The sequence below is a fragment of the Brevundimonas sp. SS2672 genome, from assembly GCF_059579685.1.
The window spans coordinates 1,282,914-1,298,568 of sequence record NZ_CM184201.1; the positions used below are offsets into that span (position 1 = coordinate 1,282,914).

General features: G+C 66.1%; 17 protein-coding genes. 11 read left to right on the plus strand and 6 right to left on the minus strand.

Annotated elements, in window-relative coordinates; translation table 11 throughout:
• Positions 1-139: 139 nt before the first annotated feature.
• Positions 140-1,315, minus strand: coding sequence for a zinc-dependent alcohol dehydrogenase (locus tag AC52GN_RS06520; RefSeq protein WP_496528553.1), 1,176 nt, complete (start codon positions 1,313-1,315; stop codon positions 140-142).
• A 21-nt stretch (positions 1,316-1,336) separates the two neighbouring features.
• On the minus strand, positions 1,337-1,906 hold the full coding sequence (locus AC52GN_RS06525) for an SRPBCC family protein (protein ID WP_269298494.1): 570 nt from the start codon (positions 1,904-1,906) through the stop codon (positions 1,337-1,339).
• Positions 1,907-2,046: 140 nt separating this feature from the next.
• Here AC52GN_RS06525 and AC52GN_RS06530 point away from each other — a divergent pair, with 140 nt between their 5' ends.
• The 5 genes from AC52GN_RS06530 (at position 2,047) to AC52GN_RS06550 (ending at position 5,728) form a co-directional block, all read left to right on the plus strand.
• Complete coding sequence (locus AC52GN_RS06530; protein WP_496528554.1) at positions 2,047-2,562, plus strand: ferritin-like domain-containing protein; 516 nt, start codon at positions 2,047-2,049, stop codon at positions 2,560-2,562.
• Positions 2,563-2,585: 23 nt separating this feature from the next.
• Complete coding sequence (locus tag AC52GN_RS06535; protein ID WP_253107989.1) at positions 2,586-3,497, plus strand: manganese catalase family protein; 912 nt, start codon at positions 2,586-2,588, stop codon at positions 3,495-3,497.
• Between the two features lie 155 nt (positions 3,498-3,652).
• Positions 3,653-3,919 (plus strand): hypothetical protein, encoded by a 267-nt coding sequence (locus tag AC52GN_RS06540; protein WP_496528555.1) that lies wholly within the window; start codon positions 3,653-3,655, stop codon positions 3,917-3,919.
• Positions 3,920-3,941: 22 nt separating this feature from the next.
• Positions 3,942-4,922 carry an NAD(P)/FAD-dependent oxidoreductase gene (locus AC52GN_RS06545; protein ID WP_496528556.1) on the plus strand — a complete coding sequence of 327 codons (981 nt, stop codon included), beginning with the start codon at positions 3,942-3,944 and terminating at the stop codon, positions 4,920-4,922.
• Between the two features lie 89 nt (positions 4,923-5,011).
• Positions 5,012-5,728: a cyanophycinase gene (locus AC52GN_RS06550; protein WP_496528557.1), complete on the plus strand. Its 717-nt coding sequence runs from the start codon at positions 5,012-5,014 to the stop codon at positions 5,726-5,728.
• Positions 5,729-5,962: 234 nt separating this feature from the next.
• On the opposite strand, the gene AC52GN_RS06555 is transcribed toward AC52GN_RS06550, so the two are convergent.
• The 4 genes from AC52GN_RS06555 to AC52GN_RS06570 all read right to left on the minus strand — a co-directional run bounded on the left by AC52GN_RS06555 (position 5,963) and on the right by AC52GN_RS06570 (position 8,723).
• The gene (locus AC52GN_RS06555) at positions 5,963-6,121 is read right to left on the minus strand and encodes a hypothetical protein (RefSeq protein WP_269298502.1); all 159 of its coding nucleotides are present in this window, start codon (positions 6,119-6,121) and stop codon (positions 5,963-5,965) included.
• Positions 6,063-6,545: a cyclic nucleotide-binding domain-containing protein gene (locus AC52GN_RS06560; RefSeq protein ID WP_331283367.1), complete on the minus strand. Its 483-nt coding sequence runs from the start codon at positions 6,543-6,545 to the stop codon at positions 6,063-6,065. The genes AC52GN_RS06555 and AC52GN_RS06560 overlap by 59 nt, the downstream gene beginning before the upstream one ends.
• A gap of 78 nt (positions 6,546-6,623) precedes the next feature.
• Positions 6,624-7,412 (minus strand): Crp/Fnr family transcriptional regulator, encoded by a 789-nt coding sequence (locus tag AC52GN_RS06565; RefSeq protein ID WP_269298506.1) that lies wholly within the window; start codon positions 7,410-7,412, stop codon positions 6,624-6,626.
• 828 nt (positions 7,413-8,240) lie between these two features.
• Positions 8,241-8,723 (minus strand): MarR family winged helix-turn-helix transcriptional regulator, encoded by a 483-nt coding sequence (locus AC52GN_RS06570; RefSeq protein WP_496528558.1) that lies wholly within the window; start codon positions 8,721-8,723, stop codon positions 8,241-8,243.
• A 64-nt stretch (positions 8,724-8,787) separates the two neighbouring features.
• On the opposite strand from AC52GN_RS06570, the gene AC52GN_RS06575 reads away from it, so the two are divergent.
• The 6 genes from AC52GN_RS06575 to AC52GN_RS06600 all read left to right on the plus strand — a co-directional run bounded on the left by AC52GN_RS06575 (position 8,788) and on the right by AC52GN_RS06600 (position 15,631).
• Complete coding sequence (locus AC52GN_RS06575; RefSeq protein ID WP_496528559.1) at positions 8,788-10,563, plus strand: N-acetylglutaminylglutamine amidotransferase; 1,776 nt, start codon at positions 8,788-8,790, stop codon at positions 10,561-10,563.
• Positions 10,564-10,651: 88 nt separating this feature from the next.
• Positions 10,652-12,298: an N-acetylglutaminylglutamine synthetase gene (gene ngg, locus AC52GN_RS06580; RefSeq protein WP_452111343.1), complete on the plus strand. Its 1,647-nt coding sequence runs from the start codon at positions 10,652-10,654 to the stop codon at positions 12,296-12,298.
• A gap of 19 nt (positions 12,299-12,317) precedes the next feature.
• The gene (locus AC52GN_RS06585) at positions 12,318-13,439 is read left to right on the plus strand and encodes an osmoprotectant NAGGN system M42 family peptidase (RefSeq protein ID WP_452111344.1); all 1,122 of its coding nucleotides are present in this window, start codon (positions 12,318-12,320) and stop codon (positions 13,437-13,439) included.
• Positions 13,440-13,677: 238 nt separating this feature from the next.
• On the plus strand, positions 13,678-13,902 hold the full coding sequence (locus AC52GN_RS06590; protein ID WP_269298514.1) for a hypothetical protein: 225 nt from the start codon (positions 13,678-13,680) through the stop codon (positions 13,900-13,902).
• The gene (locus AC52GN_RS06595) at positions 13,899-14,315 is read left to right on the plus strand and encodes a DUF2231 domain-containing protein (RefSeq protein ID WP_269298516.1); all 417 of its coding nucleotides are present in this window, start codon (positions 13,899-13,901) and stop codon (positions 14,313-14,315) included. The genes AC52GN_RS06590 and AC52GN_RS06595 overlap by 4 nt, the downstream gene beginning before the upstream one ends.
• Positions 14,312-15,631: a PQQ-dependent sugar dehydrogenase gene (locus AC52GN_RS06600; protein ID WP_269298518.1), complete on the plus strand. Its 1,320-nt coding sequence runs from the start codon at positions 14,312-14,314 to the stop codon at positions 15,629-15,631. The genes AC52GN_RS06595 and AC52GN_RS06600 overlap by 4 nt, the downstream gene beginning before the upstream one ends.
• Positions 15,632-15,655: the final 24 nt, after the last annotated feature.

Sequence of the window (15,655 nt, forward strand, 5' to 3'; positions counted from 1 at the left end):
CTCGCCGCACAGACTTGCTGATGAACGATGCGGCTGATCGCCCCGTGGCCCCGCTGCGGCTCTCACGAGAAAGGCGCGGCCAGCTCCAGAATCTGACGAAGCGGCGGAAAAGCCCGGCGTCGCAGCGCCTCCTGCAGCTTCATTCCGGATGAAGCACCACCTTCGTCCATTCGTTCTGGTTCTCTTTGAAGTTGCGGTAGGCCTCGGGGGCCTGCTCGAGCGGCAGGCGGTGGCTGATCAGATCAGTGGTGTCGATGCGGCCGTCCAGGATCATCTCGAGCAGGGCGGGGAGGTAGCGCTGCACATGTGTCTGGCCGGTTTTGAGGGTCAGGCCTTTCTGCATGAAGGCGCCGACCGGCACCTTGTCCGCGAAGCCGCCGTAGACGCCGGGCACCGACACCGTGCCGCCCTTGCGCACCGCCATGATGGTTTCGCGCAACACGTGGGCGCGGTCTGTCCCCATGCGGGTCGAGGTCTTTACGGCGTCGACGATGTTGTCGGGCGAGAAGCCGTGGCTTTCCATGCCCACGGCGTCGATGCAGCTGTCGGGCCCGAGGCCCGCCGTCATTTCCTGGAGCGCCTCGCGGACCCTGACCTCGTGGTAGTTGAGGACCTCGGCGCCGTTGGCCCTGGCCAGGGCCAGGCGGTTGGGATGGTGATCGATGGCGATGACGCGGCCCGCGCCCTGAAGGAAGGCGCATTTGATCGCGAACAGACCCACCGGCCCGCAGCCCCAGACGGCGACGGTGTCGCCGCGCTCGATCTGGCAGTTCTCGGCGGCCATCCAGCCCGTGGGGAAGATGTCGGACAGAAAGAGCACCTTCTCGTCCTCGACGCCGTCCGGGATCTTGATCGGCCCGTAGTCGGAATAGGGCACCCGCGCGTACTCGGCCTGTCCTCCGGCGTAGCCGCCGGTCAGGTGCGAATAGCCGAAGGCGCCGGTCATCACCTGGCCGAAGGCGATCTCCGATGCGTCGGCCTTATCCGCCGGATTGGGATTGTCGCAGGCGGCGGGAAGGGATTTCTGGCAGAAGAAACATTGGCCGCAGGCGATGACGAAGGGCACCACGACCCGGTCCCCCTTCTTCAGGCTGGTGTTTCCGCGCCCGACGTCCACGACTTCGCCCATGAATTCATGGCCGAGGATGTCGCCGTTCGACATTCCGGGGATGTAGCTGTCGTACAGATGCAGATCCGAGCCGCAGATGGCCGTGGCCGTAATCCTGATGATGGCGTCGCGAGGGTTGATGATCTCCGGGTCGGGAACCGTGTCCATCTGGACGTTATGCTTGCCGTGCCAGGTGAGCGCGCGCATGGGCGATCCTTTCTGCTGCGATCAGAGGCGGCGGGAGCCGCGCGGCGCTGCATCCGGCGCCCTTGAGGTCGAAATCTCGCCCGTCTCCATGAGCTGCTTGAAGCGCCGCAGTTCGCGCCGCGCCTGCAGGCGCGGCTCGCGCTGCATGACCTTGGCGATCGCCTTGCCCACGACCCCGCCGGGCGGATCGTAGCTGATGAAGAGCCGGACCTCCGTGCCGCGCCCGAAAGGATGGTCCCGGAACTCGATCCAACCCTCATGGTCGACGTCGGAGCCCTGGGTCGAGGTCCAGGCGATGCGACGGTCCGCCAGGTCCTCTGTGACCACGGAGGTCAGCGCGACGTCCTTTCCGCCCGGTCCTTCGACGACCCATCGGGAATGCGTCGCGTCCAGAACTTCGACAGACTTCACCGTCTCCGAGAAGACGGGCAGGTTCAAAAGATCGCGCCAATAGTTGTAGAGGGCCGATCGGGGCCGTCGGATCAGCATGGCGCGCAAGCTGTCGGCCGCGTGGCGCCCTTCGTGAAGGTCGCTGTCGCGGAAGGCCGAGGAATCCACATCGGCGTCAGTCGAAATCGGACGATCGGTCATGTCTGGCTCCGGTGCGTGAAGAGCCAATGGACCGACAGCGGGTTCGTTGCGGAGATCGATGAAGTGACGGGTATCCGACAGCCGGACCCCTCATCCGCTCCGCCGGTTTGCCAGAGACCCGCAAACCGAAGGAGATCGACATGATCAACAACGACGTCTGGCGCGACGTGTTCGTGACTGGCCTGAAGAACGCCCATGCCGTGGAGCATCAGGCCCTGGCCCTGATGGATCGGCAGATCGAACGCGCCAGAAATTTCATGGAGGTGGCGGAGAAGCTGAAGGCGCACCGGCTTGAAACCGAGCAGCAGATTTCACGGCTTGAGCAGATTCTCTCGGGCCTTGACGAGAGTCCGTCAGGTCTGAAGGACGCCGCGATGTCCATGAGCGGCAACATGGCAGCCCTGGGCCACACCTTCGCCGAGGACGAAATTCTCAAGAACGCCTTCGCCAACTTCGCCTTCGAGAACTATGAGGTCGCGGCCTACAAGGGACTGATCGTCCTGGCCGAGCACGGTGGCTACTCTGTCGCGTTGGATCCGCTGAACGCCTCGCTGGATGAAGAAGCGCGCATGGCGGCCTGGGTGGACCAGAGCCTGCCGGCCCTCACCGAGAAATTCCTGATGCTGAAGCGCGCGGGCGAGAACCCCAGCCGCTGATCGCTGTCGCAAGGAGACGCGAGATGTTCATGCACAACAAGAAGCTGATGTACACGGTGCGGGTTTCAGAACCCAATCCGGCCCTGGCGACCCTGATGCTGGAGCAGTTCGGCGGGCCACAGGGCGAATTGGCGGCGGCGATGCGCTACTTTACGCAGGGTCTGGCGGACGAGGACGTCGCCCGCCGCGACATGCTGATGGACATCGCGACCGAGGAGCTCAGCCACCTCGAGATCATCGGTTCGATCGTCGCCATGCTGAACCGCGGCGCCAAGGGGCGCCTGGCCGAGGCGGCGGAGGAGGAGGCCGACCTCTACGCCAGCATGACGTCGGGGGGCGAAAGCCACACTACGTCCATCCTCTATGGAGGCGGCGCGGCCCTGATCAATTCGGCGGGCGTGCCCTGGACGGCGGCCTATGTGGACTCGATCGGGGATCCGGCCTGCGACCTACGCTCCAACATCGCGGCGGAGTCGCGGGCCAAGATCGTCTATGAGCGACTGATCAACGTCACCGACGACCCGGGAATCAAGGACGCCCTGACCTTTCTGATGACGCGTGAGGTCGCCCACCAGAAGTCGTTCGAGAAGGCCCTCTACGCCATCCCCGCCAACTTCCCGCCGGGCAAGCTGCCGGGCCATCCGGACTTCGCGGACAAATACTACAACATGTCCCAGGGCGAGGGCGACGCATCCGGACCGTGGAACACGGGCGAGCAGTGGGACACCGTCGACGAGCGCGAAGCTCAAATGGCCGTCGACGGCGGGGACGGCCGCGCCGAGGTGGCGCTTTCGGCCGACGAAGAAAAGGCGGTGGAGACATTCGCCGCTCGCACGCGTTCCGATCCCGAATCCGATCCGTTGACCGGCGCGGACCTCGGGGCCGGCCCAGGCGCGGGGCGAACTCGGCCGGTCCCATCCGTTCCGCCGGGCTAGGGGGCGGTCGTTTCACATCAGGAAGGGGAGGCGGGGTTGCGGACGGACGATGCGAAACACCGTCGCATTCGCGGAGCGGCCGGCGCGTCAGGCGTCGGCCGTATCCATATCCGCATTGAGGCTCGGGTTCGGCCTTTGCCACGCGAGGAGAAAACATGCGCCACGAAATCATCATCGTCGGCGGAGGCGCGGGCGGCCTGGAGCTCGCCGCCCGGCTGGGGCGCGCGTTGGGCCGCAATGAAGGTCCGCGACGCGTGCTGCTGATCGACCGGACCATCTTTCACCTGTGGAAGCCCTCCCTGCACGAGGTCGCGGCCGGCTCGCTGGATCTCGCATCAGGAAGGCCTGGCGTATCCGCTGCTGGCCCGGCGCAATCACTTCAGTTTCGCCTTCGGAGACCTAGAGGGACTGAACGCCGCTGAAAAGAGGCTGAGTCTGGCCGAAGTGCGGGACGACGACGGCGGGGTTCTGATTCCGCCGCGAACGCTGGCCTATGACCGGTTGGTGCTGGCGATGGGCAGCGGCTCCAATCTGTTCAATACGCCGGGGGCCGCCGAGCACGCCCACCTGCTGGAGGACGTGGCGGACGCCGAAGCCTTCAACCGGCGCCTGACCGGCGCCTTCCTGGCCTCGGCCTATGCGCCCGGCCAAAGGGTGGACATCGCCATCGTCGGAGCGGGCGCCACGGGGGTCGAGCTGTCGACCGAGTTGATCGAAGGCCACCGGGCCCTTTCAGCCGGTCTGGGGGCCCATCAGAAGTTCGATCTGGGGGTGACAGTGGTCGAGGCGGGGCCGCGCATCCTCGGCGGTCTGCCCGAAACCGTGGCCGCCAAGGCGGCGCAGGAACTGGAGCGCCGGGGCGTGACCCTCGCCGTGGACGCCAGGGTTGAGCAGGTTGCGGCGGACGGACTGCAGACCAGCCGGGGCTGGATTCGATCGGACCTGACCGTCTGGGCGGCGGGCGTTCTGGCGTCGCCCCGCAATCGCGATTTCGGACTTGAGACCGGGCGTCTCAATCAGTTCTTGACGGACGATCGTCTGAGGACGTCCGCCCCGGACGTCTACGCCATGGGAGACTGCGCCCAGACTCCGCATGGCGCCGGCTTCGTCCCGGCACGCGCTCAGGCGGCGGCCCAGCAAGCCAGATATCTGGCTCGCGCCCTGCTCAAGGCGGGCGATCCGGGGCCCTATGTCTATCGCGACCGCGGCTCCCTGGTGTCCCTGGGCAGCGAAGGCGGCGTGGGATCGCTGATGGGCGGTCTGGTCGGGCCGAACTTCCTGATCGAGGGCTGGCTGGCGCGTCAGGCCTATATGGGTCTTCACCTTGACCACTATCGCGCGGTGATCGGCCTGCGGCGTACAGCGCTTCTGGCCCTGTCCCGCCTGCTGATGCGCCGCGTGTCCGGGCGGCTCAAGCTGCACTGAGGGAGCCCGGATGAAAGTCTGAATCCAGACGCTCCGGAATGGCGTCCGGGGACCGCGATTGCAGGGAGGCGGTAAGGGAGGCCGTCTCCATGAATGCTCACGATCCCGCGCCCGCCCCGCCTCCCGGCGCGCCGCCGCGATTCCAAGGCCGGGTGGCATTGGTCACCGGCGGCGCGCGCGGCATAGGACGCGCCATCGCCCTGGCTCTGGCGCGCGAGGGCTGCGACGCCGACAAGCTTTCCCCCTTCGAGAACGCCGCGGGAGTCTTCTTCACCGGCGGCGACCAGCTCCGCTTATCCAGCCAGATTGGAGACACTCCGATCGAACGGAGCGTCCGGCGTCTGTATGAGAGGGGCGGCCTGATCGCCGGCACCTCGGCCGGCGCCTCCGTCATGAGCGAGACCATGCTTGTGAAGGGGACGGCCGAAGAATCCTATCGCATCGGCGAGCTGCATATGGCGCCGGGACTGGGATTGCTGCGGGACGCCATCATCGACCAGCATTTCGCCGAGCGTGGGCGTTATGGACGTCTGCTCGGCGCCGTGGCGCATAATCCGAGACTGCTGGGCCTTGGCGTAGACGAGGACACCGCCCTCGTGGTCGAAGGACGCCGGATGACTGTTTTGGGCGCCGGAGCAGTCTATGTGGTCGACGGCGAAGCCGCCACTCATTCCAATATTGTGGAAGGCCAGGCTGACGACGCCCTGTCGCTGTTCGACATCCGCATGCATGTGCTGGCTCATGGCGACGGCTTCGACCTGGACGCGCGAAGGCCTGCGGCGGCTGCGCGCGACACGGCCGACTAGCTCCCTGATTGGGCGGCTGGGTCCGGTTGATCGACGAGCGTCCCGGGCGCCGCGTTCATGTCGCGCCCGCGCGGCGTCAGGAATACGGCAAGCACTACGATAAGAATGAATACGCCTGTGATGATCCAGGCCGCCTTGTTTCGCCGCATGAGCGCTGTTCCTTTTCTTGATCCTTAAGGCCAGCGCGCACGCGGCGAGGGCGTTGCCTGCGTGCGGAGGACGACATTGCGGCGGTCAGACCGGAGAACAGTCAAGGCGAAGGTAGGCGTCGTCGAACTCGGCCGCCTCGATGAGGCGTTGGCGATCGATGACGCGAACCTGGGCGCCTTTCCAGCTAATCCAGCCCGTGTCGCGCAAAATCTGCAAGGTGCGGTTGAGATGCACCGCGGACATGCCCAGAAAATCCGCCAGATCCTGCTGTCGGATCGGCAGGTCGAAGACGCCGTCGTCGACGATCCTCGGTGATGCGCCTCAGTCGGTCATGTGGAACGGCCGACACGACGCAGGGTGAAAGACCCAGGACGCCATGATCCGTCTGCCGCATGACGAGGCTGTGCAAGTCGACGAAATCGCCGGGGCAGTTGACCTGGGTGTACTGGCGCCGTCCGTCGGCCAGCTCGCTGTACCGGGCGGCGAAGCCGGAAAGGAGAAGGGTGCTGATCTCCGGCCGTTCGCCTGGGCCGACGAGCTGCGCGCCGGCCGGTTTGAGCACCGGCTCTTCCACGAGTCCGGCCAAGGCTGCGGATTCCTGAGCGGTCAGACAGTCGCGTCTGGCGAGCTTGAGTTCGAGCCGACGCGTGGGAGGAAGGTGGAGCATGGCGTCCTCTTGCGAATACAGGCCAACGCCAGCGGCTCGTAGTCGTTGCGGCTCCCGAGCGGGAGCCGCTCCTTCCCGTCAGGCAATTCTCCTGAGGGGCGACTCCGGCGCCTGAATGAAGCTCTTGCTTTCAGGAGCGCGCACAGGCGCGGCCCGGTCGGCGAGGCTCGCAGCGGGGGCGACGCAGCAAGAGGCGGCCCGGAGGCCTTCCAAATCCAGGATGCGGACCCGCCCTCTGCCGAAACGAACCAGACCCAGAGCCTGGAGCCGGGCCGCTGCGACATTGACGCTGGTGCGCTGGACGCCCAACATCTGGCCGAACTGGGCCTGTGTGATATGCAGCGGCGCGCCGGCGGATCCCTCGTGCAGTCGTACAATCCATTTGGCGAGCCGATCCAGGACCGCATGGGAGGCGTTGCAGCAGGCCTCGGCCTCCAGTCCACGCAGACGCTGCTGCGCCTGCAGCATGACCAGTCGTGTCAGCCAATCCCGACCGAGCGTGTCGAGGATCGAGGCCGCGGGGGTGCTGAACAGCAGGGTTTCCACCAGGGGGACGGCCACTGGACCGGGGGAGGTCGGCCATAGGGCGCGGTCCCATCCTTGAACCGCCCCGGCGGGTACGAGCGAAACGCAGATGTCGCCGGCCCCCGGGAACAGGCCCACCGCGCCGTTCAAGACGAAATGCAGTTCGTGCTCGGCGAGTGCCCGGCCGAAGCTCTGAGTCCGTTGCAGACGGCCTGTCGCCTCTATTCGCTTTCGAGCTTCAAGCGGCAGCGCTTGAAAGACCGGATGGTCGGCGACCCCCAGTTCGCGGGCGGGGGCGGTGATGAAGGCACGGCTAGGCGAGAACGAAGACAAACGCGACATGGGAATTCCTCCACGTCGGGAGCATGGCATGCCGCCGAAGAGCTCACGTTCACATGGGTTAAGCCGCAGGCTTTAGGAGCCGTCGGCGCCGGGTTCCGCTTGTCTGAAGGCGTCCTTAGGGCAACCTCAGTTCGTACGAATGATTGTGGAGCGGCTGAGCATCAGGAGTCTGACCATGCCGCCAAGCCCACATGAAAAATCCGCCACCGCTGTTCACGAGCAGCGTCCGATTGAAGCGCAGTACGCCCGCCAGGGTCGCGGCGGGAGGCGCATTACGATCATCCTCGCGGCGGGCCTCGCCTTGACGGCTGTGGGGTTCGGCCTGGTTTGGCTGTCCTGGTCGAAGCCCCTTTCGGAAGCGCCCGTCGACAAGGGTCTGCTTCCGGAGGCCGCGCCTTATTTTCAGGACGACGGCCAGGGGGGCGGGGCGCCTGCAAGGGAAACGCCGCGATGAGAGGCGCGCATTTAATGCAGGGCTTCGCAGGCCTGGTCCTGATCGGGCTCGGGCCTGGGCGGCCCTGGCGGCGGGTCTGTTTCTCGTGCTCGATCAGATCATGTTTCGCAGGGACCATCCGTGACATCGCCATCTATCGGCGAGGCGCGGAAGAACGCTGCGCCCCCGGAGCAGCTGCTCGCCGAAGGGAGAGCGTTCGCCGGCAGATCAACCGGATGGAGCGCTTGCGGGAAAAGGGCCTGGAGCAAGCTGCTGTTGCGGCTGGGCGTATCCCGTTGGACCTGGCCTAGCCTTGAGCATGCGTTCGGGCATAGGCGACGCCGCTGTCGCGGGCGCCGGGAAGGCCTGATGAGGGAAACGCCGCGTCGATCTGTTTAGGCGTTTCGATGTGCTTCCGTACCCAAGTCGGAAGGCGCCATGAGATCGGCGAGGGCGGCGACGGCGCCGGCGATCTGGCGTCGCTTGTTCGGCGACAGCAGCGCGAGCCTCGCCAGCACATCCGAATGAAGTAGGTCCGGCGCCTCGGCCAGGGCCTGGTGCCCCGGCTCGGTCAGGCGCGCGTGGACGATGCGACGATCCGTGGTCGATCTGTACCGGACGATGAGGCCGCGCGCCTCCAGTCGGTCGAGCACCGCCACCACGGTCGGCGGCGACATGGAGACGTCCTGGGAAATGGCGCGGGTGCTGACCTCGCCGAGACGACGGATGGATTGCAGCACCAGAAGCTGCGGCAGCGTCAGGCCTGTCAACCGGGCGATCTCGCGCGAGCGAACGTCGATCGCCTGGGCGATGCGGCGGACCGAGCGCACCAATGACGCCGTGGCGTCGGCGGCTGACGCCAGGGGAATTTCGCTCATTGGGTTGAACTCATTCGTGAACTAACCATTTGTACGCGCTGCATCCACACTTCAAGGAGGACCCATGTGCGGTCTTAGCGGCGAGATCAACTTCGACGGGCGCCCCGCCGACGCCGGCGCGGTACAGCGGATGACGGACGCCCTCTCGCCCCGGGGACCGGACGGATCCGGCATAGTGATGCGTGGGCCAGTGGGATTGGGACATCGGCGCCTCATGATCATCGACCTGTCGGAGAAGGCGCAGCAACCGATGGTGGACGCCGATCTGGGCGTCACTCTGGCCTTCAACGGCTGCATCTACAACTATCCGGAATTGCGCGAGGAGCTTCAGGGCCTGGGTTTCCGCTTCTTCTCGCACGGCGACACGGAGGTGATCATCAAGGCCTGGAAGGCCTGGGGCGAGGCCTGCGTCGAGCGGTTCAAGGGGATGTTCGCCTTCGTCCTGCACGAACGCGACAGCGGTCGGATCGTGATCGCGCGCGACCGTTTCGGCATCAAGCCGCTGTATCTGGCCGAACGAGGCAGGCGGCTGCGTTTCGCTTCGACCCTCCCGGCGCTTCTGGCGGCGGGCGACGTCGACAGGACAATCGACCCGGTGGGTCTGCAGCATTATATGACCTTTCATGCGGTGGTGCCGCCGCCGCACACCATCCTGAAGGGGGTGAAGAAGTTTCCGCCGGCGACGATACGGGTGATCGAGCCGGACGGCGCGTCGCGCGAACGGGTCTACTGGCGCCCGGACATGACGCGCCACGCCGGGGACGCCGCCCTGACCGCCGAGGACTGGCGCGATCAGGTGCTGGACGGCCTGCGCATAGCGGTGAAGCGCCGCATGGTCGCCGATGTGCCCGTCGGCGTGCTGCTGTCGGGTGGAGTGGATTCCAGCCTGATCGTCGGCCTGTTGGCCGAACTGGGTCAGAAGGACCTGATGACCTTTTCGGTCGGCTTCGAGGAGGCCAACGGCGAGAAGGGAGACGAGTTCGTCTATTCCGACCTGATCGCCAGACACTATGGGACGAAGCATCATCAGATCTTCGTGCCGCACCAGCGGCTGATGGAGGCTCTGCCCGGCACGATCGGCGCCATGTCCGAGCCGATGGTCAGCTATGACAATGTCGGCTTCTACCTGCTGAGCCAGGAAGTCTCGAAACACATCAAGGTCGTCCAGTCCGGGCAAGGGGCCGACGAGGTGTTCGGCGGCTACCATTGGTATCCTCCGATGGTCGGGGCCGCCGACCCTGTCGAGGCCTACGGCGGCGCCTTCTTCGACCGCAGCCACGAAACCCTGAAAACCCAGTTGAACGGCGCCTATATGACGGATGTCGATGTCAGCCGGGCTCTGGTCGAGGCGCATTTCGCGCAACCCGGGGCGGAGACCTCTGTCGACAAGGCGCTGCGGCTGGATAGCCAGGTGATGCTGGTCGATGATCCGGTGAAGCGGGTTGATAACATGACCATGGCCTGGGGACTGGAGGCGCGCGTGCCCTTCCTGGACCATGAACTGGTCGAACTGGCCGGACGTATCCCGCCGGAACACAAGCTGGCCCAGGGCGGCAAAGGCGTGCTCAAGGCGGCGGCGCGCCTTGTCGTCCCATCAGAGGTGATCGATCGCAAGAAGGGCTACTTCCCGGTGCCCGCGCTCAAATACATCCAGGGTCCCTATCTCGACATGGTGCGTGAGACCCTGACCAATCAGGCGGCGCGCGACCGCGGGCTGTTCGACAGGGCCTACCTGGATCGGCTGTTCAACGACCCGACAGGCCATATCACCCCTTTGCGTGGTTCGGAGCTGTGGCAGGTCGCCGTCCTCGAGATGTGGATGCAGCAACATGGCGTCTGATCTTCGTCTCGCGCGTCCCAAGGCGCACCGGCTGAAACGCATGCGTCATGAAGGCCTCAAACCGCCCGTGCCCTCGGGACGTGAGTCCGTGCGCGATGCCGTCCTTGACTGCGGCTGGGGCCGCCTTCTGTTCGCCCAGACCTTCGAGACCGCCGCGCCTCTGGTCGAGGCTCTGCGCGCGGAGGGGCCGGATCGCCGCGACATCGCCTTTTACGTCCGCAATCCCCACGTCCTGCTGGCCTCGGCGCCGCAGGAGCTGTTCCTCGATCCGTCCCATACCTATCGGCTGGACCTGGCGACCTATCGGTCCAGCCGCCGTCAGCCGCGGGGCTTCACCGTTCGCCGTCTGATGTCGGAAGCGGACGCCCAGACGGTCAATGATATCTACGCCAAGCGTCGCATGGTGCAGGCGCCGCCGGATTTCCTCTGGTCGCATCGCGACGACCGGACTCTCTCCTATTTCGTCGCGGAGGACCTGACGACCGGAGCGGTGATCGGCACGGTGACGGGTGTGAACCACGCTCGCGCCTTCGATGATCCGGAGAACGGCGCATCCCTCTGGTGCCTGGCGGTCGATCCCCAGGCGACACAGCCGGGGATCGGCGAGGCTCTGGTCCGCCGTCTGGCGGAGCACTTCAGGACGCACGGCCTGGCCCACATGGACCTGTCGGTCATGCACGATAACGCCCAAGCGATCGCCCTCTATGAGAAGCTCGGTTTCCGGCGCGTCCATTTCTTCGGCGTGAAGCGCAAGAACCCGATCAACGAAGCCTTGTTCGTCGGGCCCTCGGATGATCATGCGCTCAATCCCTATGCCCGGATCATCGTGGATGAAGCGCGGCGACGGGGCATCCAGACCGATATCATCGACTCGGAAGGAGGGCTGTTCCGCCTTTCCTGGGGCGGACGCTCCGTCCGCTGCCGCGAAAGCCTTTCGGAGCTGACCTCGGCCGTGGCTCTCAGCATCTGCGACGACAAGAGGGTGACCCGCAGGATCGTGGAGGCCGCCGGAGTGCGCGTGCCGCGCCGCATCGATCCGCAGAATCTCGGCGCGATCGACGAAGCGCTGGAGACCTATGGTCAGCTCGTGGTCAAGCCTGCGCGAGGGGAACAGGGCAAGGGCGTGGCCGTGGGTTTGAAGACCATGGCCGACGTCCAGGCGGCCCTGCTGCGCGCCCGGCGCATCTGTCCGGACGTCCTTGTCGAGGAGCAGGTGGAAGGCGAGGATCTGCGCCTGGTCGTGATCGACTATGAGGTCGTGGCCTGCGCCGTGCGGCGTCCGCCGCGCGTCATCGGCGACGGACGCTCGACCTTGCGGGTCCTCATCGAGCATCAGAGCCGTCGGCGCGCCGCCGCCACCGGGGGCGAATCCAGCATTCCCATCGATGCGGAAACGGAGCGCACCCTGGCGGAGGCCGGTTATGGCCTGGATGACGTCGCAGGGGAGGGCGAGGAGGTCCTCGTGCGCAAGGCGGCCAACCTGCATCTCGGCGGCACCATCCATGACGTGACGGACGAGGTGCATCCGGTTCTGGTCGAAGCGGCCGTGGCGGCGGCGCGGGCCATCGACATCCCGGTGACGGGGATCGACCTCATGGTGCGTGCGCCGGATCAGCCGGATTACGCCTTCATCGAGGCCAATGAGCGCCCTGGCCTGGCCAATCACGAACCCCGCCCCACGGCAGAACGGTTCATCGATCTGCTGTTCCCGCTGTCGGCGCGCCCCGACGCCTGAGACTATGTCAGGAGCGACCTTGACCTCCCCGAAGATCGACCTGGATTACCTGAACGCCCGCTTGGGGGAACTCCTGAGCCTGCCCAGTCCGACGGGCTACACGGACGAAGCCGTCTGGGCCCTGTGCCGAGAGCTGGAGCGTCTGGGCCTGGATTATGAACTGACCCGACGCGGCGCGATCCGGGTGCGCCTGCCGGGTCTCGAAGCTATTCCGGCGCGGGCCATCGTGGCGCACGTCGATACGCTCGGCGCCCAGGTGAAGGCGGTGAAGGACAACGGCAGGCTGGAGCTTGTGCCGATCGGCCACTGGTCGTCACGCTTCGCCGAGGGCGCGCGCTGCACCGTCTTCGCGGAAGGCGGAAGCTATCGCGGAACGATCCTTCCCCTGAAGGCCTCCGGGCACGCCTTCAACGAAGAGGTGGACGATCAACCCGTCCATTGGCGTCAGGTCGAACTGCGGATCGACGCCGTGACCCACGGGCGGGCCGACACCCTGGCTCTGGGCGTGGATGTCGGCGACATTGTCGCCATCGACGCCCAGCCCGAGTTCACCGACAGCGGCTTCATCGTGTCACGTCATCTGGACGACAAGGCCGGCGTCGCGGTCATGCTGGCCGCTCTGGAATGCATGCTGCGCGAAGAACGCACGCCCACGGTCGATACCTGGTGGCTGTTCACTATCGCTGAAGAGGTGGGCCTGGGCGCCTCCGCCGTGCTCGTGCCGGACGTGGCGGCGATGGTCACGGTGGACAACGGAACCACTGCGCCGGGTCAGAACTCGTCCGAGTTCGGCGTCACCATCGCCATGGCGGATCAGACGGGTCCCTTCGACTGGCACCTTTCCCGAAAGCTGGTCCAACTGGCGCGGGATCACGACATCCCGCACCAGAAAGACGTGTTCCGTTACTACCGTTCGGATTCCGCCTCTGCATTGGAATCCGGCGCCGACATCCGCACGGCCCTGGTGACGTTCGGCGTGGACGCCAGCCATGGCTACGAACGCATCCATCAGAGCGCTCTGGTCGATCTGGCTCGCCTCCTGACCCTCTATGCTCAGAGCGAGGTGGAAATCAGACGCGACGCGCGCGCGCTGACAGGCGTCAGGGGATTCACGCATCAGCCGAACATTTCGACGAGTTGACGCCGCCTTGGCCGTCGGGGCGGAGGGAAGACCGAGGTCCTTCTCACCCAGACGCCATGTCCCACGCACATTGAATCCTGTTCTCGTTGGGCGGCAGCGGAGCGCGAGCCGTCACGCCGGGCGTCTGGTCCTCGAAAGCGGGCGGAATCTCCTGCAGGACCATCGCCAGCCTGCGTCATATCGTTCGGGCTCGGAACCGCATGGCCTGGGGCCGATTGGGTCAGGCGAAGGAGGAGCCATGAACCAGACCCATGTCATCGAACGCGCTTTTGAAATCGCCGAGCGAGACCACGCCTGCCTTAAAGTCAGCGACGTGCGCGAAGCGCTTTCCCGGGAAGGCTATACGATCAGCGATCTGATGCATCTGGAAGGCTGGAGCATCCGCGAGCAACTGAGACGGCGGATGAAGGCGCGCGGCGCCCGCGCGGTCCGTCGCATCGAACTGGCCGAGAGCCGGCCATGACCGCGACGGCAGGCCCGGGGCGGGCCTTGCAGGGGCTGATCCTGAGCGTTCCGGTGGCTCTGTTCAGCCTCGGGACCGCGACGGATGCGGCCTACCTCCGGACCGCGCAGATGCAGTGGAGCAACTTCTCTTCCTGGGCGATCGTTGGCGGTCTGATCTTCGGCGGGGCGGCGTTCGTATGGAGCCTGATCGACCTGGCCTGGGGACGCCGCGGGGTCTCGCGTTTTCTGTACAGCGGCGTCCTCGGGGCCTTGTGCCTTGTCGGGCTTGCGAACGCATTCAAGCATAGTCAGGACGGATGGAGCTCCGTGGGCGCGCTCGGCGTCACCCTGTCCGCCCTGTGCTGCGTTCTGGCCCTGATTGCGGGCTGGCTGCGCTATTCCGGGATGCTGGACGAGGAGGCTGGCCGATGATCCGCACCAACCTTCTTCTGTACGGAGCCCTGGCCGGCGCCGTTGCTTTGGCCGCCTGCGGTCGAAGCGAAAAAGGGATCAACGAAGTCGGGCCGGCGCCTGACTTGCCGGAGATCAGGGAAACCCTGCTGCCGCCGATGCGTATCGCCCGGCCTGTAGGATGGGGAGATGAGACGCCGCGCGCCCCCGAAGGCTTCGTGGTGACGGCCCTCGCTACGGACCTGCGTATTCCGCGTCAGATGCTGGTCCTGCCTAACGGCGACATCCTCGTGGCCGAGGGGCGGGGCGGCGGCGCTCCGGCCTTGAGGCCGAAGGACGTCATCGCAGGGGTCATCAAGAAGCAGGGCAACACGAAGGTCGAGGGCGGGGACCGTGTCACGCTGTTGCGCGACGCCGATAACGACGGCCGCGCCGAAGTCCGCACGGTCTTCATCGACGGTCTCAACGCGCCCTATGGCCTGGCCTATGTCGACGGCCGCATCTATGTGGCCGAGCAGGACGCCCTGGTCAGCTTCCCCTATGTCGAAGGGCAGACCCGGATCTCGGCCTCCGCTGAAGAGGTGACTCGCCTGCCGTCCGCCCTCAATCATCACTGGACCAAGGCCCTGACCGCCAGCGCCGATGGATCGACCCTCTACGTCGGCATCGGCTCCAACAGCAATGCGGGCGAGCGGGGTATGGCCGTGGAGGAGGAGCGGGCGGTCGTCTGGGCCGTCGATCGGGCCACGGGCGCGCGTCGGACCATCGCCCGCGGCATCCGCAATCCCACCGCCCTGGCGATCGAGCCGTCGAGCGCCGCCCTCTGGGCCGTAGTGAACGAAAGAGATGAAATCGGACCCCAGCTCGTTCCGGACTATCTGACCTCGGTCCGCGACGGCGCCTTCTACGGCTGGCCATACAGCTACTGGGGACAGAATGTCGACCCGCGCGTGTGGCCCCGGAAGCCGGAACTGGTGGCCACGGCCGTGAAGCCGGATTACGCCCTGGGAGCCCATGTGGCGGCCCTCGGTCTCTCGTTCGCCCGCGACGGCGGCTTCGGCGGCGCCTTCGCCGAAGGGGCCTTCATCGGACAGCACGGGAGCTGGAATCGCCAGGATCTGGCGGGCTACAAGGTGGCCTGGGTTCCGTTCTCCGGCGGCCGGCCGGCCGGCCCGCCCGTCGACTTCCTGACCGGTTTTCTGACGGACAAAGGCGAAGCTCGCGGCCGTCCCGTGGGCGTCTGGTTCGATCCTCAGCGCAGGATGCTGCTGGTGGCCGACGACCTGTCCAACACGGTTTGGCGCGTCGCTCCCGCAGGCGCCGCTCCCGGGCGATAGATCGACTCGACGCTCCAGTCGGGC